Source organism: Thermanaerovibrio velox DSM 12556, assembly GCF_000237825.1.
Lineage (GTDB): Bacteria > Synergistota > Synergistia > Synergistales > Synergistaceae > Thermanaerovibrio > Thermanaerovibrio velox.
The window spans coordinates 1,616,537-1,635,063 of record NZ_CM001377.1; the positions used below are offsets into that span (position 1 = coordinate 1,616,537).

Sequence of the window (18,527 nt, forward strand, 5' to 3'; positions counted from 1 at the left end):
TTTTACGTGAGCAATGATCTTAGGACGACACATCTTTGCGATGCCCCCCAGCAAGCCCCAGCTATAACAAAAATTTAATTAAAATAACCCAAAAGCGATCACCCCTTTAAAGACCATTATATAACATTTGAGCAAACCATATCAAGATGGATCCCAACAGACTCGTCCTCAAACCACACATCACCACGGGTGATCAGATAACTCTCCCCCAATCCACATGATCACACGAACCAAGGGAAGGATGAGAGCAGCATGAGACCCGGGGACACCCGCCAAGCAGCGGCGGGCAACACCGGGCAACCAACGCCCTTCCCCCGGCGATGGGAAGACTGAAGCACCGGGCCCGGGAGTAGATCAACCTTAATTTAAAACCTTGACTCCCCGCCGGGCAGCTCCTGAAACCGCAGCAACACTTCCTGCACGAAACGCCTCCAGGAGGGCTTGCCTATGGAAAGGGCGGAAAGGGATCGGTCAATCAGCGCTCCAGCCTCCTCCATCCTCCCCTCCAGCCCCCTGTGAAGGGCCGCCACCGCAAGCACCGATGGGTCATGCCTCACCCAGGGCATCGCCGAGAAGATCCCCAAGGCCTCTTCCGCGTGCCCAAAGGCCCCATCCATATCCCCCGCCAGGTACTTGAGCCTGACCAATACGGAGAGGGCGAAGGGCTCAACCCTCATGAAGCCCCTGGATCTAACGGCCTCCAGGCACTCCTGGACCCTGGCCATCCCATCCCCCCGTCTCCCCAGGAGGAACAAGCACTCCCCCTCGTAAATCCCAGCGGCCAAACGATTGAGCTCGTGAGGGCTGCCCATCTCCGTCAGCATCTCAAACTCCGCGGCGGACTCCTCGAAGAACCTAAGCGCCCCATGCAGATCCAGGGAGAACATCCTGGAAAGCCCCATAAACCGGAGGGAAAGGCCCTTAAGGGGGATCGACCGGGGCTTCAGGTCCCGCAGCTTAAGGGCCGCCTCCTCCAGCCTAACGGGGTTCTCCACCTGTATGTAGAAGTAACCAAGCCGCCTTAAGCATCCCGCCAGGACGTCAAGGTCCCCCGCCTTCATGGACATCTCAGCCCCTCGGGCGGTCATCTCAACCCCCCTTTGGTACTCCCCCCACCAGAGGAGGAAACCCCCCTTGATCATCGCATACCGGGAGGCAAGCTCATCACCGACGCCGATGGCGGACATGAGGGACCTGCACTCCTCCAGCATCTCCTCCGTGGCCTCCCTGGTGCCGTAAAAGCTGGAGGGCCCAAGCAGCGAGTCCGGCAGCAGGGGAAACAGCTCGTAGTGAAGCTCCATGTGCCGCTCCAGGTCCTTAAGACGCACCTCCAGCTCCCCCTTGAGGTTGCCGCCCTTCCTCATGTGATGGGCCGCCCTCATGGAGGAGAACGGGTCCTCCTTGCGGCAGAAAACCTCCCCCGCCAGGGCATGGAGCTCCATCCGCCTCGACACATCCATGGACAGGTATATGCACTCCCGGAAGAGCCCGTGATACACGTCCACCAACGGGCCCTCTGGGCCGTCCTCAATGCGGATCAGCCTCAGGGTCTCAAGGGAACCAAGGGCCTTCATGAAGCCCTGCCCCTCCAGCGAAGCGATGGATCGAAGCTCCTCCAGCCCCACGGGGCCATCAAGGACCGCCAGGACCTCCATTAACGACCACTCGTCGTCGGCGAGATCCCCCATGAGGCCCTCCACGGCACCCACGAACATCTGACCTACAGAGGAAGCACCCTTGGCGGCGTCCTCAACGAACAGGGGAACCCCAGCGGTCCTGCTGTAAAGCTCCGCCAGCTCCGCCTCCCCCAACGCCCTCTGGGAAAGCCTCTCGAATAGCTTCCCCGTGTCCTGGGGGCTCAAGGGCTCAAGCTCCACCTCCAGGAGCCCTAAATCCCCCCTCATCTTAAGGGACCTTAGAAACCGCCTCAGGGGCCCATCACCCCGCCGGGATATGAGCGCCACCCTGATGCCGCAGCGGGGGGTCATGTAGCTAAGGAAACCCTCCAGCGCATCCATGGAGGCCTCGTCAAACCTATGCAGGTCGTCGAATATGACCCAAAGCCCCCGATTCCCCCGGCAAACCATGCCCAGGAGCTGGAACACCATGACCCCTATGGAACGGGAGTCCACGGGCTGGAAGTCCGACCTCCTCACCCCCAGGGAGGGGAACACCTGCCCAAGCCGCATGAGAAGGGGGGAGGATAAGGCCTCCCGGTCCATGAGATCCTTGGCCATCAATCCCCTCAGGAGGTCCTCGAAGGGCCAAAGGGGAAGCTTGCCCATAACGGGCCTCGCCCAAAGCGCAGGGGCCCCGTAAAGCCGGGCAAGCTCCTTGGCGAAACTGGTCTTCCCAACCCCCGCCTGTCCGAAAAACCAAAGGACCGCTGGATCGGAAGCACCGGCGAACTCCAATGCCCTCCTCAGCTCCAGGTCCCTTCCCACCAGGCTTGACCTCTCCATCATGAGGGCCACCGCCCGGTCCCTCAGAGCCACCGAATCCTCTGAGGGCTCATCCCCCTCGTCGTTCAACGCCGCCCTAAGGCGCGAAAAGACCCTAAGGGCATCCCCGGGACGACCCAGGGCGACAAGACAGTCCATGAGCCCCAACGCCAAGTGCTCGTCCCAAGGGGACCGGTTGAAGAGCCCCCAAAGCCCCGAAAGACGGACCTGATCCCCGTGATCCCGAGAACCAGCCAGGAGAAAGCGCCTAACCCGCTCCGACAGGTCCATCCTCATGGACTCAACCCACTCCTCAAAGAGGGGACAGTCCGGGAGGCTCAACCCCTCCAGGAACTCACCCCGGGGAAATGGGGGGAAGGAACCCTGCAAAACACCGTCCAGGTCCACCTTCCAACCCTCACCCCGGATGACCCATAGCCGGTCCACCAGGACGGCACCTTGGGGAAGATGCCTTTTCAACTCATAAAGGGCATTCCTGAGGCTCCCGGACGCCCGGTTGCTGTCGTAGTCTCCCCAGAACATATCCTCAAGACGGGTCCGCTGAACCCTCCGATTGACCAGGACGTAAGCCAAGAGGCCATAGGCCTTCTTGAAGGGAAGCGCCGTCTCCGTTCCGTCCATGTATATGCGGAAGGGCCCCATGAGACGGGCTTCCAAGGAGCTCATCGGCGCTCGCACATCCCCTTTAGAAAGCGAAAGATCACATCCGCCCCAAGGGAGGCGGTCCTCTGGTCCTGGTCTAGGGGAGGGCTTATCTCCATTATGTCCAAGTACTTCACCTTGTAGCTTCGGCCCGCCAGGTACGCCACCTTGTTGAGCTCGTGGGAGGAAAGGCCGTTGGGGGACACCGCGGATGCCCCGGGAGCATCGGTGCTCCTAACCGAGTCGATGTCCACCGAAACCGCTATGGCCCGGGTTCCCCTTCCGGCTATCTGAAGGGCCTTTATGAAGGTCTCCATGGGACGCCCCTGGATCTCGTCGAAGGTCATCACCGTGGCGTGCCTATCGGAGAGCCAGTCATAGTAATAGGGGGAGTTATGGGCCTCCTGTATAGCGTACTCCACGAAGTTCTTGGGGCTCACGGCCCTCATGGGCATCTCCTCCAGGGAACGATAGAAGGGGGTGCCGCTGGTTATGCCGCCCCAAGAGAGGTCCCTGACGTCCAGGTGCTGGTCCACGTTGACCACCCCCAGCTCCCCTTCCCCAAGGCCAAGCCCCTCCGCCAGCCCCCAAAGGCCGGGGTAGCTGTTGTCGTGCCCCCCGCCTATCACGATTGGTATGACCCCGCAGGAGACCACCCATCTGACCACCCTGCGGAGCGCATCGTGGGCCTCCTCTATGGTCAACCCGTCCACTTTCACGTTGCCCACGTCGGCTATCTTCAGCTCCCCAAGGGAGGGGGCAAACCCAGGGGTAAAGCGGTAGAAAGCCCTCCTAACCGCGTCCGGCGCCAGCCGGGCTCCGGGACGGCCCTTGTTGGCCCTTACGCCCCGGTCATCGGGCATTCCAACAATGACCACGTCAAAGGCCTCAATGCCGCCCTCCGTTACCGGCACCACCAGCTCCCCCATCCGAGGGTCCTTGGGATCCCCCTTGCTGAAGAAAAGGCCCCGATCCGGGGGGGTCAAAAGATCAAACAGGTCCAACTCCCATCTCCTCCAATGCCAAATGAAGTGCCTCAAGGTCCACCCGGTAAAGAGCGGAGGGACGATACTGGACACGGCCCTCCCTGGAGGAACAGACAAAGCCCAAATCCCCCGGGTCGTCGGGGATCACACACTCCCCAACAACCCGGGCCAGCCGACCCCGTAGGTCACCCCCACAGGAGGGACACCGGTCACCCTCCGACAGGGCCGCCAGATCCGCAAACTCGGGGGTGAAGTCCCTGAGGGGCACCAGGTTCGCCAAGTGCCTATCCCGCCGGTTAGCCCCCGCCACCATGGGACGGGAAAACCTAAGGGATTCATGGGCTATTATAGTCACCGGCCTCATAATCCCAACGGGCCCCAAAAAACCGGCACAGTCCCCGAAGACCCTCTCCACCACCCGCTCAGAAGCCATCTGAGCCTTGAACTTGAGGGCCCGCGAGGCCTTGGGGTACGACAGGCTCATGTGCCCCGGCAGCAGGAGCGCCGCCGCCCGCTCACCCTCTTGGTCCATCACCGCCACGGTCTTTATGGTGTCCTCAGGCCTTACCCCCAGGAACGAGCACAGGTCCTCTATGGTGGAAACCGAGGGGGTGTAGACCTCCTCCGCCGGGGGGAAGTCACAGGAAGCCGGCAACTCCGTCTCCTGGGACGCCAAGGGGTGGTGGGGGGAGAAAAAACCGCCGCAGGACGAACACTCCAAGACCTCCCCGCAGTTCATGGCCCCCTGCGCCGCAGGAACCGTCCAAAGGTACCTCAATCCCCCCTCGAAGACCTCGGGCACCGGCCTCACCCAACCAAACGGCGGGGACTTGGGCTCCCCCGCGGCACCTTCACCGAACTGCACCGCCAGACACAGGTCCTCCCCCACGGTGCCCCAGGTTAGAAGACCATGGTCCCGCACGTACCGCTCCGCCAGGCTCTTCAGGTGCTGGAAGCTCCCAGCCCCTCCGCACACAACCCCTCCCATGGAGGATATCCAACCCTCCAGGACGCCCATCAAGGCCCTGCGCTCCGAAAGCCCAATGGGCAAAAGCAGAAGACGCCCCTCCTTGGCGTTGTAAGCCCCCTTGCCGGAGGTCACGATCGAGATAAGCCCCGGATCCTTCACCTTCGCCGGTGGGTTCTGGGAGGGCACGAAATCTCTGACAGCACCGGTCAACCTAGCCTCACCTCCAAAAGGACCTCCTTGAGGGCATCGAGAAAGGCCCGGTTCTCCTCCGGTCGCCCCACGGTGACCCTCACGGCCCCCAAAGGCCCGTAGTGTCTTACCATTATGCCCCTTTCAACGAGCCCGTGAAACACCCGATCCGACGAGGCCCCGAACAGCAGGAAGACGAAGTTCCCGTAGGACCTGACGAAGCTGACGCCCAAGGCCGAAAGCCCCCCTTGAAGCTCCTCCCTCTCCCGTATCACCCGCTCCACCACGGACCTGAGGAAACCCATGTCCTCCAGGGCCCCCAAGGCGCCGGCCAGCGCCAGGGCGTTCACCGAATAGGGCTCCTTGGCTCTTCTCATGTGGGATATGACTCGCTTCGAACCTGCTATATATCCCACCCGGAGCCCCGCAAGACCGTAGGCCTTCGAGAAGGTGCGCAGCATCACCAGGTTATCCCTTTGAGCTATCATCTCCGCGGTACGCGGAAAGTCCGGAAGGTCCGCGAAGTCCCCATAGGCCTCGTCACATACCACCAACACGCCGGGGGGCACCTTTTCCAGGAACTCCTGCAGCTCCCCGTGGGAGAAGACCGTGCCGGTGGGGTTGTTGGGGTTGCACAGGAACACCAGCTTGGTCCTTGGGGTTATCCGCTCCGCGAAACCCTTGAGGTCCAAGGACCAGTCACCCCTCATGGGGACCTCCACGGACCTGGCGCCCAGCCTTCCCGCCAGCGAACGGTAGACCGAGAAGGTGACCCCGCCGTGAAGGACTTCGTCCCCCTCTTCCAGGAATGTTATCCCCAGCAGGGTTATGACCCCGTCAAGGCCGTTGTCCACCAGGAAGCAGTCCTCCGGCAGCCCCCAATGACGGGATAGGGCCCCCCGAAGCTCCCGGGCCAGCGGGTCGGGATAGCGGTTGAGCCCCTCCCTCAGGACCTTAAGAATCCGGTCCTCCGCACTGGGGGAGTGCCCGTAGGGGCTCTCGTTGGCGTTGAGGGGGATCACGGGCCTGCCCAGGGAGGCCGCCAAATCCCTGGGCAGGGGACCTGGATCGTAGGGCTCAAGGGACATCAAGGACCTCTTGGGGACCACCGTCACGAGACCCCACCCCCCAAAACCCAGTCAAGTCCCTCCTCAACGGACGCAAACCTCCTATGGGCCCCCTGGGCCCAGTCCCCAACGGCGATGAACATCCCCCGCCCAAAGGCCTCCAGGGCGGCCCTGTCGCTCTCCGCATCGCCGAAGAAAGCGGGGTTGGATATCCCAAGCCTCTCGCAGAGCACCTCAAGCCCAAGCGGAGAGGGCTTCACTATCCCGGAGTCAAGGGGCACCACAAGGTCCCGGGGGAAATCCTCCCACCCCAGGAGCTTTAAGGCCAGATCCAGCTCCCTCCAGGGCCTGCCGGTGTATATCCCCACGGGCAGCGGAATGTCCTTGAAGGACCGCTTTATCAAGGGCCTCTCGTAGGTGTAATAGGGCTCGCAGTCTATGCCCTCCACGTAGAGCCTGTCGCAGAAGCTCCTCACCGCTTCGCGGAACTGAAACCCCGGGTCGGGCTCCCCAAACCTTTCGAGCACCCACTCCACCGGATCATCACCGTCAAATAAGGTCAACTCGTTCTTCCACTCCTCGGGGGTGGGAAAAGCCTCCTTGAGGCTCCCAACACCCCTGCGGCTCGCCATGCACAGCATGGCCCAGGGGATGTCATAGTCGTCGTTGAAGGCCCTATGCCCCTTGGTGACCCGTTCGTGCTCCTCCGTGTAGGCCTCACAGTCCACCACGCCCCCTAAGGCCTCCCAGCCCCACGACACCGCCCGCCGGATCACCCGAGGATAAGAGTCCTTCACGTCCACCAGGGTGCCATCCACATCGAATATTATCCCGTCCACCATTTGCACAACACCTCCGTTGCATTTCCGCGGACACCATGATAACATGGGATCCACGTTTTGGGATGATAATTTATCACGCTAATATGACACTGGAGGTAACAGCCATGAGAAACGCCGCACCCAAATCGCCGGGGACCCCGTTTGAAGCGGAGGTGCCCGGCCATGAGACCCCCAAAGGGATGCCTTGACCCCCATGAAGACCTGGCCTTCTCCATGGAGCTCTGCAGGGGCAGGGGGATCCAAGTCCTCTTAAGCCACGGCTACAGGCCTGTGTGCCCCCCCTCCCTCCAGCGGCTGGACAGCCTCATGGAGGTCCTGGAGCCTCCAAAGGCGGCTTCCATCATAGCCCTCACATCCCCACACGGGGAAGCCTGTGCACTGAACTTCGACGTCACCATTTCGGCGGTGCTCAAACTGGTTCGCCAGAAGGCCCCGGAGGAGCGCCCCTTGCGGATATGCTACGCCGAGAGGGCCTACAGGAAACCGGAACCCCCGGGGGAGGACTTCGAGTCCTATCAGCTCGGGGCGGAGATAATCGGATGGGACGGGGAAGGGGCGGACTGCGAGGCCCTCTTCCTGGCCAGCCTGGCCTTGACAGAGATGGGGATCCAATCCCCTACCTTCGCCCTGGGGAACCCTTCCCTCATATCCAGGATCTTCAAGGGGCTCCCCAGGGACGCCGCCCGATCCCTTACCGGGTGTCTTAAAAGGAGGGACTTCACCTCCTACGTGCGCATGGTGGACCAGCTGGGCCCCCAATGGAGGGGGCTAAAAGACATACCGGACCTGCGAGGCGGAGCGGAGGTGCTCGAAGCCCTATGGGACAGGGAGGGGATACGGGAAGACCGGGCCTACCTGGAACTCAAGAGGCTTTGGGACTTCGCAAACCAGTGGGGCATAAAGGCCATCCTGGATCTTTCCCTCACCAGGAACCCGGACTACTACAGCGGGCCGGTCTTCGACTTCTACGACCCCAACGGCATGCCCCTGGGGGGAGGGGGCCGGTACGACGGGCTGCTCAAGCGATGCGGCGTGATAGGGCAGGCGGTGGGGTTCTCCATAGACCTCAAGGCCACCGGGCAAGCCTCTTCCCTCAAGATGCGGGCCCCGGCGGCGATGGTGTGGTGCGCCCCGCTGCCGCCCTTAACCGCCCTGGAGTTCACCCGGCGGCTGAGCCAACAGGGTATCCCCTTCGAGATAAGCTGGCATCAACGCCCCCAGCAATCCATGGAGGCCGCGAGGATCAAGGGCATCCCCTGGTGGCTTGATCCCTCCGCCGGGCTCGCGCTGAACCTAGTGGACAAGCGCAGGAGCACCGTGAGCCGCTTCATGGAGGAGGTGGTGTCCCAATGCTGACCTTGGCGCTCCCCACCGGCAGGTCCCAACAAGAATGTCTGGACCTGCTCAAGAGATGCCGCATCGTCCCCAAGGACATCAGGGCGGAGCAAAGGGAGCTGGAGATCGTCACCGAGGGCATGAGGATCATCCTGGTGAAACCCCAGGACGTGCCCACCATGGTGCACATGGGGTTCGCCCAGCTGGGACTCGCGGGCTATGACGTCATCCTGGAGTCCTGCGCCAGGGTCGTGGACGTGCTGGACACCGGATTGTCCCGCTGCGACATGGTCCTCGCAGGACCCCCTTGTGCCAGGGAACTCCTGATAACCCCACATCCCCCATTCCAGCTGAAAGTGGCCACCAAGTACGTGAACACCGCGGAAAAGGTGCTTCCCGAGAGGGGGATGAAGGCCCTCACGGTCCCCATGCACGGCTCAGTGGAGATAGCCCCGGCCCTGGGCATAGCGGACATCATAATGGACATCGTCCAAACCGGCTCCACCCTAAGGGCCAACGGCCTGGTGGTGCTGGAACACCTGTTCCCCGTGTCCATCCACCTAATAGGACATCCGGGGGCCCTTGAGACCCGCTGGGACGAGATAAGCCGGATCGCCAAGGCAATACGGGAAGGGGGGAAGTCCCCATGATCGCATCGCTGGAAAGGACCACCCGGGAGACCCGGGTTGCAATCACCATGAAGCACCCCGGGGAAGGCCGTTTTGAGGTCCTCATGGAACGGTCGTTCCTAACCCACATGCTGGAAGCCCTGTGCCTCAACTGCCGCATGGACCTCAGCGGAAGCGCAGAAGGGGACACCCATGTGGACATGCACCACCTCACCGAGGACCTGGGCATCGTGATGGGACAGTGCCTGCTGAGGATATGGCCCACCGAACCCCGGCGTCGCTACGGATGGTGCGTGCTACCCATGGACGAATCCCTGGTACGGGCGGCGGTGGACCTATCGGGAAGGCCCGGGGCTTACTTCTCCGGGGAGCTCCGCCACGGCCTCATAGGCACCTTCGACTCGGAGCTCACCTTCGAGTTCTTCCGGGCCCTCGCCACGGAGGCCCGGCTGACGCTGCACCTGGACGTGCTTAAGTGCTCAAACCTGCACCACGGGGTCGAGGGGTGCTTCAAATGCGTAGGCAGAGCCCTGGGAGAGGCCCTGAAGCCCGGGGGGCCCATGAGCACCAAGGGGGTGATGGAAGTTTGATTGGCATCGTGGACTACGGGGCAGGGAACCTGGCAAACCTCGAAAGGGCCCTCGCCAGGATTGGGGTCCCCTCCCGGGTGCTCACAAGCCCGGAAGAATCGGGCTCCCAGGACATCACCGGCCTCATCCTCCCGGGGATCGGCTCCTTCGGCAGCGCCGCAAGGTCCCTGGAGGGATCCGGATGGAGTTCCCGTCTACTTGAGTGGGCGGGATCGGGGCTTCCACTCATAGGCATATGCCTAGGGATGCAGCTCATGTTCGAGAGGAGCCTTGAGGACGGGGACAACCGGGGACTTGGGATATTCCGGGGGGTGGTGGAACCCTTCAAGGGCAGCCGGGTGATCCACATGGGATGGGACCGGGTACGCTGGCTCCACTCCCCCCCTGCTCAGGACGGGGAGGCCTTCTACTTCGTCCACCGATACTGCTGCTACCGCATGGACGACGCCTGGGGGGTATGCGGCAGCCCCGGCCACCCGGAGTTCCTGGCCGCCGCAAGACGGGGCAGCACCATGGGGTTTCAGTTTCACCCGGAACGGAGCGGCCCCAAGGGGCTCGATCTCCTGCGGAACGCAATAAGGGAGGTGACCGGGGGATGGAGCTGATCCCCGCCATAGACCTATATGGGGGCAGGGTGGTACGGCTGACCGAGGGACGGTTCGACCGGGCCTCCGTCTACCCATTGGAAGTATCAGCCCTGGGAGAGATGTTCCTCCAGGCGGGGGCGCGGTGGGTTCAGCTGGTAGACCTGGAGGGGGCCAAACTGGGAGAGCCCAGGCACCTCGACGCCATAAAGGCTTTAAAGACCTTAGGGTTAAAGGTCCAGTTCGGCGGGGGCCTAAGGTCCGTCGAACGGTGCCTCCGGGCCCTGGAGGCCGGAGCGGACCGGGTGATGGTGGGGAGCGCCCTTTTCGAACCCGACACCTCCCCGGAGGGCTTCGCAGAGGCCATGGGGGAGGCCCTCGTGGCGGCGGTGGATCATCGGGGAGGCCGGGTATCCATAAGGGGATGGACCCACGAGACGGGCATAGCCGTGGACCGGGCGTTGGAGGAGCTATCCCGCAAGGGGGTATCCCTCTTCCTCGTCACCTGTGCGGACCGGGACGGGACCATGGGAGGCCCGGACTTGGGGACTTACCGTAGGGTATGCCCCCGCTACCCCATCATCGCCGCGGGGGGGATAAGGGGCATAGAGGACCTAAGGGCCCTCAAGGCCTGCGGGGCTGAGGGGGCCGTGGCGGGCAAGGCCCTCTACGAGGGGGGGCTGGACCTGAGGGAGGCCTTGGAGGTGCTCAAATGGGGATGATCCGGGTGATACCGTGCCTTGACGTTAAGGATCAGCGGGTGGTCAAGGGGGTGAGCTTCCGGGGACTGAGGGAAGCGGGAGACCCCGCGGAGATGGGGGAGACGTACTGCCTGGAGGGGGCGGACGAGCTGGTCTACCTTGACATCAGCGCCTCTTGGGAGTCCCGGAGGACCAGGCTGGACTGGGTTCTAAATGTGGCCCGGGTGATGACCATACCGTTCACCGTCGGGGGAGGCATATCCAGCGAGGACGAGGCGGTGGAGCTGGTTCGGCTTGGGGCCGACAAGGTTAGCATCAACAGCGCGGCGGTCAGGGACCCGAACCTGATAGGCCGATGCGCCTTGCGGCTTGGCAGCCAGGCGGTGGTGGTGGCGGTGGACGCCAAGCGGGGCAAGGACGGGAGGTTCCGGGTCTTCGCAAAAGGGGGACGGGAGGACACCGGGATGGACATGGCGGAATGGATATCAAGGCTCGAACCCCTGGGGGCCGGGGAGGTGCTCCTCACCTCCATAGACAAGGACGGCACCAGGGACGGCTACGACCTAGAGATGATACGCTCGGCCCGGGAGGCCACGGGGCTTCCCATAATCGCCTCCGGCGGGGCCGGACGGCCGGAGCACTTCGCGGCGGCCGCCGAGGCCGGGGCCGACGGGCTTCTGGCCGCATCGGTTTTCCACTACCGAATCATCGGGATACGGGAGCTCAAGGGCATCCTAAAGGGGCTTGGCGTTCCGGTAAGGGTTTGACTTTCGGCATCTAGGGGAGAGGATAAGGTGAGTAACTACAACGCAAACCTCAAGTTCGATACCCGGGGGCTGATCCCCGTGGCGGTTCAAAGCGCGGTAAACGGCAGGCTCCTCATGCTGGCCTACGCGAATCAAGAGGCCCTCGAGAGGACCTTTGAGACCGGGGAAGCCTGGTTTTACAGCAGATCCCGGGGGGAGCTGTGGCACAAGGGGAGCACCAGCGGCAACGTGATGAAGGTGCTGGAGGTCCGAGGGGACTGCGACGGGGACGCGGTGCTCTACCTGGTGGAGGAAGCGGGTCCCGCTTGCCACACCGGGGAAAGGTCATGCTTCCACCGGGTCCTCTTTGGCCAGGGGGGAGAGGACTGCCTCTTCCTGCACAGCCTGGAGGAGGTCATAGCCGCAAGGTCCGCGGGGGAGGATGAGAGGAGCTACACCAAAAGGCTTCTCCGAGAGGGTCCCCAGAGGGCCGCTCAAAAGGTGGGGGAGGAGGCGGTTGAGACCGCCATAGCCCTGGCGGTGGGGGACATGGAAGGGGCGGCGGAGGAGGCGGCGGACCTTCTCTACCACCTGCTGGCGGCGCTCAAGAGCCGGGAGATCCCACTCAACCGGGTGCTTAAACGTCTCGCGGAACGGCACAGGGCCCCGGGCAAGACAGCGGGAGCTGACCCCAATTAATCCTCCACGTCCCAGGCCTCCTCGGACACCTTGAGCTGCCCTATCTTCTCCTCGAATCCGAACACCGTGGAGTCTATGGCGTTTATCTCCCTGTCCACCTGGTCCAGCCCCTCTATGGAGTATCCGTCGGGCAAGCGGTTGGCGTAGCGCTTCACCTTCAGGAGGGCCTGCAGGTAGTTCCGCTCCTCCCGCCGCAGCACCTCCGCCAGGTCCAGGGCATGGGGCACCCCGTGCTTGACGAACAGGTGGGCCGATGCGATGTTAGCCGTTACCGACATCTCGTCAAACCAAAGATCCCCCAGGGCCCGTTTGAGCCTCCGGCGGGCCTTGGGATCCTTCACGAAGTTCACGGTCCTGTTTATCAGGTACATGGTCTCCTGGATCTCCCCAAGCACCGACTCGTACTCCCGCTTGGGCAACGAGCAGGACGCCACTACCCTGGCCTCCTCCTCGTAGGTACGCTCCTTCCGCAGCAGCATCCCCACCGAAGGCCTCACCTCTATCCTGGCGGGCTCCTTAGGGGCGTGCAGCAGCTTCATGTAAAGCCGCTCGGTGTCGTAATCCGGGTGCTCACATCGGCTCTTGGGGATGAAGGTCACATAGCCGGTCTCGAAGAACCCCCTGCGACCGGCACGCCCCGCCATCTGCAGGAACTCGTTCTTGGTCAAGGGGCCGTCGAAGTACTTGGCCATCTGGGCGAACACCACCGTCTCCGCCGGGAGGTTCACCCCCAGCGACAAGGCATCGGTGCCCACCACCACGTCCAAAACCCGCTCACGAAAGGCCATCTCCACCAACAGCTTCTCCTTGGGAAGCAGGCTGCCGTAGTACACCCCCACCCCCTTGAGCAGCACGTCGGGCACCTGATCCACCTCGAGTATGTAGGCCATCTCCCGGAGCCTGGCCCGGTCCTCCCGGGGTATCCTCTTCCGGGTCCTGGCTATCTCCCGGGCGGTGTACTCAACCCCCTTCCTGGAGAAGGCGAACACCAGGGCATCGTGGATCTGGGAGAACTTAACCCCCTTTCGGCGAAACACCAGCTCGGTAACCCGCTCGGAGGTCTCGAAGAGCACGAAGTCCCGCTGGGCCATCTCCTCCAGGTAGTCCTTCACGGCACCGGGGTTCCCAAAGGTGGCGGACATGACCAGCAAACGGGAGTCCCGATGGGTTCCCCTTATGCCGTCTATGTAGGCCCTGGCACGCTCGGAATCGCCGAAGATGAAGTGGAACTCATCCACCACCACCCTCTGGTTCGGCCTCCCACAGTACTTTAAGGTGTATATCTCCTGGGTGCAGCAAAGCACCGGGGCATCGGAGTTCTTCTTGAAGTCCCCGGTCTCGAGCCCCACGTCGAAACCCATGCCCTTAAGGTCCAAGTACCTCTCGTTGGACAAGGCCTTTATCGGGGCGGTGAATATGACCCGGCCAACCGGCATGGCGGCCCGCCCCTCCCGATCCATCAGCCCAGCCCACCGGTACGCCACCCAGGTCTTGCCGCTACCGGTGGGAGCCGAGAGTATCCCGTTCCGGTCCTTTATGGCATCGTAGGCCCTCTCCTGCCAGGGGTAGAACTCCGCTGCCCTATCTTCCTTGAATGCCACCGTTCAAAACCTCCGGATCCCCACAAGAGGCCCCCATTCGGTAGGCCATGACCGGTATTATCCGATCCTCCCCATCGACCACCGTGTGCCAGTCCCCTATGCGCTCCGCCCCCATGTGAAGGTAGAACCCCTCCGCAAAGGGGTCCGACAGTATCCACACCCACGAAGCCCCCCTTAGACGGGCCTGGTTCACCGCGTGCTCAAAGAGCCTGCGCCCCAAACCCATCCCCATGCACGGCGGATCAACCCACATGTGGTCCAGCTCCCACCTTCCCTGGTCCCACAGAAGGGACGAAAAACCCACGGGCTCCCCGGAGGGCGCGCACATCACGAAAACCGGGTTCTCCCTTATGTACTCCTCGGTCACCGTAAGGGGTCCCGCCCACTGGTCTATGGTCCTTGGATCGTAACCCCAATGGGCCTTGGCAGCGTAGGCTATCCGGGTGAGTACCGGACCGTCACCGGGAACCCCATCCCTTATGTAGAACCCCTCCGGGATCTCTACTCGATCAACCACCACCAATACCCCCCAAAAATCACGCACTTCCCACGTGACGGCGAAACAACATGCCTCACCATCAGCTGTAAGGCCCAAACGTTACCTCCCCATCGTCCCCAAGGTAGAAGGACGCGTAACGCATCACCTGGTGGATCTCCCTCCTCACCCCTCTTACCTCCACGGTGACCCCGGGATAAACCTCTCCCCTCACACGGACCACCCCGTTGGCACTGGAGGACTCCAAGAGGCTCTCCAACATGGCTATCTTGGTCTTCAGCTCCTGCTCCTGCTTCTTGAGACCATCGTAAACCGTCATGGCCTTGCGGAGCTTCTCCTTTAGGTCGTCCCTAAGCAAGGCCGCATCCTTCACCTTGGGCAGCACCGCCTTCACGAAGTTCTCCGCCCGGAGCACCGCGGCCACCACCTCCGCCAAGTTCTTCTTCTCCCGGGCCAGCTGCTCCTTAACCCTGAAGCTGTCCCCCACCGCGAGCGACGTCTTGGTCCCCATCTCGCTACCGGCCACAGTGCTGTCGATCAGCTTGAGGGCCTGCACATGCCCACCTATTACCCCCCGGCGGCCTTTTACTACCACCGACTCCCCGGAGCTCACCCGGCCGTTAAGGGAGTACTTCTCTATCGTCACCGGCCCGTCACACACGACCGCCCCGTGCTCCACGTAACGAACCAACACGCTGCCCCCAGCCTCAATCAGGGCCTTCATCCCCACCAGGCCCCCGTGGATCACCCCGTCCCTGCCGCACCTGACAGTCCCGTCAAAGACCCCCCCGAACACCTCCGCGTCAACCCCGGCCTCCACGGAGAACCCGGCGGAAACGCTGCCCCGCACCACGATGCTCCCGTCAAACTTGACGTTCCCCGTGGCAACCCCCACGTCCCCCCGCACCTCAAAAACCGGGTCCACCCGGAGGACCACCCCGTCCAAAACCGGCTGACCCTCCGCGGTGGCCACAAAGGTCCTCCCATCCTCCTTCACCTCGACACCCTTGCCGGGCATCAAGTGGACCTCCTTGACATCCGGCACATCGATGACGTTGCCCCAAACGTCCTGACCAGGCCTACCAGGCACCGGGGGATGAAAGACCGCTAGCCTGTCCCCTGGCCGCACGGTCTTGACCCTCAACACCTTCCTTAGATGCAGGGGCACCTTCTCATCCCCCTGCTCCATCTCCTCCATGCCCAGGGGGAACAGTACCTCAACCTTGCCCTCCCTCGGCGGAAGCGGAGGAACACCCTTGGCCACCAGGACAGCCTTCACCACCTCCCCGGCGTTGCACCGGTCCACCGCGGCGGATATTACCTCCGTCAACAAACCCTTCAAACCCTGGGAGGAGAGCTCATCCACCACCACGAGCCAGTCCAAGGGCTTGCCGCCCCCAAGGGGGGGGAACAGGTCAACCCGGGCCTCCATGCCGTCCCCGGAGACCTCCAGACGGTAAGACCCGTCAATCCTTGAGTCCTTGGCGTCAAGGCCAAGCTCCTTGAAGGTCTCCTCTATGCCGGCTATGAAACGCTCCAGGTTCTCCGCCAAGAGCTCCTCCCTTCCCCGGTCCCTCTCCTCAGAAGCCATATCACATCCCCCCAGCACGAAACCAAATAAGGGATAACACATTAAAGCACAGGTTCATCTGAGCAAAGATTATACCGCAAGGGGCCATTAAAAACGGGTGGGCTGCCCACATCAACGTCTGGGGGGGGAGTCAAAAGGGTCTGGAGGGCGCGGGCTTCCTCGAACCCCTTAGTTCACAACGCGGGAGGAAGGGGAGGAAACACCACGGGCTAATGGCCTCCCGGGGGAAACGACACGGGGAAAATAGAAAAAAGAGAAGCGGGAGGATACCCTCCCGCTTAAGTTAAGCCAACCGCTTAAACCCTTCCGCCCGGTCCTAGGCTCAAGCCCGCCTCGCCGTACCGGAACTTGGACACCAAACCCTTCAGCTTGTCCGCCGTGTGGCTCAAGGTCTGGGCCTCCTGGGCCACCGCCTCGCTGGCCCTCGCGGTCTCCTCCGTGGAGTGCCGGATGACCTCCACGGTGTTCACCACGTTTATGGTCCCCTGGGTGGCGTTGTCTATACCCTGGGCTATCTCCTGCGCCGCCGCCGCCTGCTCCTCCGACGTGGCCGCTATGTTCTGCATGGCGTCGTTTATCACCTTTATCTGATCTAGAACCTCCGACAGACGGTCCAAGGACTCGTGGGCCCGGCGCACCGTGTCCTCCATGGACCTCTTCGACTGCTCCGTGGCCCTCAGGGACTCCTCGGTGTTCGCCTGCAGCGGCGCTATGAGGTCCTCTACCTCCTTCGCCGCCATGGCGGACTCCTCCGCCAGCTTGCGAACCTCCTCCGCCACCACCGCAAAACCACGGCCCGCCTCGCCCGCACGAGCCGCCTCTATCGCCGCGTTCAGCGCCAAAAGGTTCGTCTGGTCCGCTATGGACCTTATGGTGTTCACAAAACCAGATATGGAGCTCACGGACTCCGCCACCTTCTGGATCCGGTCGAAGGTCCTCTGGGACTCCTCCCCAACACCCGCTATGGCCTTCACCACTTCCTCCACCTGGCGCACCGTCTGCTCCGAAAGAACCGACATCCTAGACGCCGCCTCCGCTCCGTCCGTGGCGGAGTTCGCCGCCTGCTGGGCGCCGCTCGATACTTCCTCTATCCCCGCGTTGGTCTCCTGCAGCGCCGCGGAGTTGGACTCCATCAAGGACGCCACCTGGTCTATGGAGGCCTTTATCTCCTCCACCGACGCCACCTGCTCCTCCGACAGGGCCGCCAGGTTCTCCGCCGCCGACGCCGCCCGGTCCGACTCCTGGGCTATGTCCCCTATGGCGTGCCTCAAGGCCTCCTGAAGCGTTACGGCGCTCAACGCCATCTGTCCCACCTCGGTGTTGGACCTGCCTGCCTCCTTGAGCCAATCCTCCTCCGGATCCCTGGTGAGGTCCAAGGACCCAAGCTTGGCAAGCGCCCGGGTTATCCGGCGCACGGGCTCCACGATGCTCTTGGAAAGCCCCCAAAGCATCCCCGCCACCAGGACCAGCGTGAAGATCCCCATCACCAGCTGCCGCATAGCAAGGCTCCTGACCATGGCGTTGAGCTCCGAGGATGGGAAGACCACCCCCAGGATGAAACCGGACTTGGTGGGGGCGTAGAAGGTCCTGCGGCCCTCCCCCTGGAACTTGTAGTCCACGAAGCCCAGGCCACCGGAGATCATCTTCCGACCCGCCTCCGCAAGCTCCGGGGTTATCATGGAGCTGGCCTTTGTTATGTTCTCCTTCATGATCATCTCCGGCTTCGGGTGGCACACGATGTTTCCCTCCCTGTCGAGGAGGAACCCATAGCCCTTGCCGAAAACCCTGTACGAGGTGATCATGTTGGAGAGAACCCCCAGGTCCACGTCTATGCCCGCCACACCGAGGAGCTTCCCCGATGAGGCCTTGACCGGTACGGCTACGGTTATCACAAGCCCACCGGTGTTGGCGTCCACGTAAGGGGCGGTGAGCACCACCTTGTCCTCCTGAACCGCCTGGATGTACCAGGGTCGCTTGCGGGCGTCGTAGTCGGGCTTCTCAACCCAGTCGCCCCCGGTGCCAACCTTACCGGAGGACTCGAGCCCCACGTACATCTCAAGCACGTTGAGCTCCTTCGCGGAAGCCTTGAAGTAGCGGGACATCACCGACTCCAGGTCGTCGTCGGTCACCGCCTTGCCGGTCTCCAAAAGCTCCGCGGTGCCGCTCGCTATCCCAAGCGTCAGGGTCTTAAGCTCGCTGAAGTACTGATCCACCTGGTTGGCGCTGTTGCCTATCATCTCAAGCCCCAGGGTGTTCACCTGGTTGTTGAGTATTGAGCTGCTCTGATAGGCCACCAACAGGACCATGGCGCCCAACAGGACTGTTACCCCAACCCCCAAAACCAGGAGCTTCTTGGCTATTGACAGGTTTCGCATCCCGTACACCCCCTGACGATTA

At 62.7% G+C, this 18,527-nt stretch carries 16 protein-coding genes; 7 read left to right on the plus strand and 9 right to left on the minus strand.

All coding sequences use genetic code 11. The annotated features are described in order from the left end of the window. Window positions 1–365: 365 nt before the first annotated feature. The 5 genes from THEVEDRAFT_RS07785 to THEVEDRAFT_RS07805 are packed head-to-tail and all read right to left on the minus strand — an operon-like array spanning window position 366 to window position 7,158. Window positions 366–3,128 carry an ATP-binding protein gene (locus THEVEDRAFT_RS07785; RefSeq protein WP_006584177.1) on the minus strand — a complete coding sequence of 921 codons (2,763 nt, stop codon included), beginning with the start codon at window positions 3,126–3,128 and terminating at the stop codon, window positions 366–368. Next, window positions 3,125–4,108, minus strand: a complete 984-nt coding sequence (locus THEVEDRAFT_RS07790; protein WP_006584178.1) for a formimidoylglutamase — start codon at window positions 4,106–4,108, stop codon at window positions 3,125–3,127. The genes THEVEDRAFT_RS07785 and THEVEDRAFT_RS07790 overlap by 4 nt, the downstream gene beginning before the upstream one ends. Continuing rightward, window positions 4,095–5,270: a YbaK/EbsC family protein gene (locus THEVEDRAFT_RS07795; RefSeq protein ID WP_006584179.1), complete on the minus strand. Its 1,176-nt coding sequence runs from the start codon at window positions 5,268–5,270 to the stop codon at window positions 4,095–4,097. The genes THEVEDRAFT_RS07790 and THEVEDRAFT_RS07795 overlap by 14 nt, the downstream gene beginning before the upstream one ends. Continuing rightward, window positions 5,267–6,364 (minus strand): histidinol-phosphate transaminase, encoded by a 1,098-nt coding sequence (hisC, locus tag THEVEDRAFT_RS07800; RefSeq protein WP_006584180.1) that lies wholly within the window; start codon window positions 6,362–6,364, stop codon window positions 5,267–5,269. The genes THEVEDRAFT_RS07795 and hisC overlap by 4 nt, the downstream gene beginning before the upstream one ends. Continuing rightward, a complete protein-coding gene (locus THEVEDRAFT_RS07805; RefSeq protein ID WP_006584181.1) occupies window positions 6,361–7,158 on the minus strand; it encodes an HAD family hydrolase in 798 nt (265 codons plus the stop codon). The genes hisC and THEVEDRAFT_RS07805 overlap by 4 nt, the downstream gene beginning before the upstream one ends. 162 nt (window positions 7,159–7,320) lie before the next feature. Between THEVEDRAFT_RS07805 and THEVEDRAFT_RS07810 the strand changes: the two genes are divergently transcribed. The 7 genes from THEVEDRAFT_RS07810 to hisIE are packed head-to-tail and all read left to right on the plus strand — an operon-like array spanning window position 7,321 to window position 12,442. Next, the gene (locus THEVEDRAFT_RS07810; RefSeq protein WP_006584182.1) at window positions 7,321–8,514 is read left to right on the plus strand and encodes an ATP phosphoribosyltransferase regulatory subunit; all 1,194 of its coding nucleotides are present in this window, start codon (window positions 7,321–7,323) and stop codon (window positions 8,512–8,514) included. Further along, window positions 8,508–9,143, plus strand: a complete 636-nt coding sequence (gene hisG, locus THEVEDRAFT_RS07815) for an ATP phosphoribosyltransferase (protein ID WP_006584183.1) — start codon at window positions 8,508–8,510, stop codon at window positions 9,141–9,143. Before THEVEDRAFT_RS07810 ends, hisG begins: the two co-directional genes overlap by 7 nt. Continuing rightward, the gene (locus THEVEDRAFT_RS07820; RefSeq protein WP_006584184.1) at window positions 9,140–9,712 is read left to right on the plus strand and encodes an imidazoleglycerol-phosphate dehydratase; all 573 of its coding nucleotides are present in this window, start codon (window positions 9,140–9,142) and stop codon (window positions 9,710–9,712) included. The genes hisG and THEVEDRAFT_RS07820 overlap by 4 nt, the downstream gene beginning before the upstream one ends. After that, window positions 9,709–10,317 (plus strand): imidazole glycerol phosphate synthase subunit HisH, encoded by a 609-nt coding sequence (gene hisH, locus THEVEDRAFT_RS07825; RefSeq protein ID WP_006584185.1) that lies wholly within the window; start codon window positions 9,709–9,711, stop codon window positions 10,315–10,317. The genes THEVEDRAFT_RS07820 and hisH overlap by 4 nt, the downstream gene beginning before the upstream one ends. Then, window positions 10,308–11,018 carry a 1-(5-phosphoribosyl)-5-[(5-phosphoribosylamino)methylideneamino]imidazole-4-carboxamide isomerase gene (locus THEVEDRAFT_RS07830; RefSeq protein ID WP_006584186.1) on the plus strand — a complete coding sequence of 237 codons (711 nt, stop codon included), beginning with the start codon at window positions 10,308–10,310 and terminating at the stop codon, window positions 11,016–11,018. The genes hisH and THEVEDRAFT_RS07830 overlap by 10 nt, the downstream gene beginning before the upstream one ends. Beyond that, window positions 11,009–11,764, plus strand: coding sequence for an imidazole glycerol phosphate synthase subunit HisF (gene hisF / locus THEVEDRAFT_RS07835; protein ID WP_006584187.1), 756 nt, complete (start codon window positions 11,009–11,011; stop codon window positions 11,762–11,764). The genes THEVEDRAFT_RS07830 and hisF overlap by 10 nt, the downstream gene beginning before the upstream one ends. 27 nt (window positions 11,765–11,791) lie before the next feature. Beyond that, complete coding sequence (hisIE, locus tag THEVEDRAFT_RS07840) at window positions 11,792–12,442, plus strand: bifunctional phosphoribosyl-AMP cyclohydrolase/phosphoribosyl-ATP diphosphatase HisIE (RefSeq protein ID WP_006584188.1); 651 nt, start codon at window positions 11,792–11,794, stop codon at window positions 12,440–12,442. Here hisIE and THEVEDRAFT_RS07845 read toward each other — a convergent pair. The 4 genes from THEVEDRAFT_RS07845 to THEVEDRAFT_RS07860 all read right to left on the minus strand — a co-directional run bounded on the left by THEVEDRAFT_RS07845 (window position 12,439) and on the right by THEVEDRAFT_RS07860 (window position 18,505). Then, window positions 12,439–14,043 (minus strand): DEAD/DEAH box helicase, encoded by a 1,605-nt coding sequence (locus tag THEVEDRAFT_RS07845; RefSeq protein ID WP_006584189.1) that lies wholly within the window; start codon window positions 14,041–14,043, stop codon window positions 12,439–12,441. The genes hisIE and THEVEDRAFT_RS07845 overlap by 4 nt on opposite strands. After that, a complete protein-coding gene (locus tag THEVEDRAFT_RS07850; RefSeq protein ID WP_156787144.1) occupies window positions 14,024–14,560 on the minus strand; it encodes a GNAT family N-acetyltransferase in 537 nt (178 codons plus the stop codon). The genes THEVEDRAFT_RS07845 and THEVEDRAFT_RS07850 overlap by 20 nt, the downstream gene beginning before the upstream one ends. A 61-nt stretch (window positions 14,561–14,621) precedes the next feature. After that, the gene (locus tag THEVEDRAFT_RS07855) at window positions 14,622–16,130 is read right to left on the minus strand and encodes a flagellar assembly protein A (protein WP_006584191.1); all 1,509 of its coding nucleotides are present in this window, start codon (window positions 16,128–16,130) and stop codon (window positions 14,622–14,624) included. 296 nt (window positions 16,131–16,426) lie between these two features. Further along, on the minus strand, window positions 16,427–18,505 hold the full coding sequence (locus THEVEDRAFT_RS07860) for a methyl-accepting chemotaxis protein (protein ID WP_006584192.1): 2,079 nt from the start codon (window positions 18,503–18,505) through the stop codon (window positions 16,427–16,429). Window positions 18,506–18,527 lie beyond the last annotated feature (22 nt).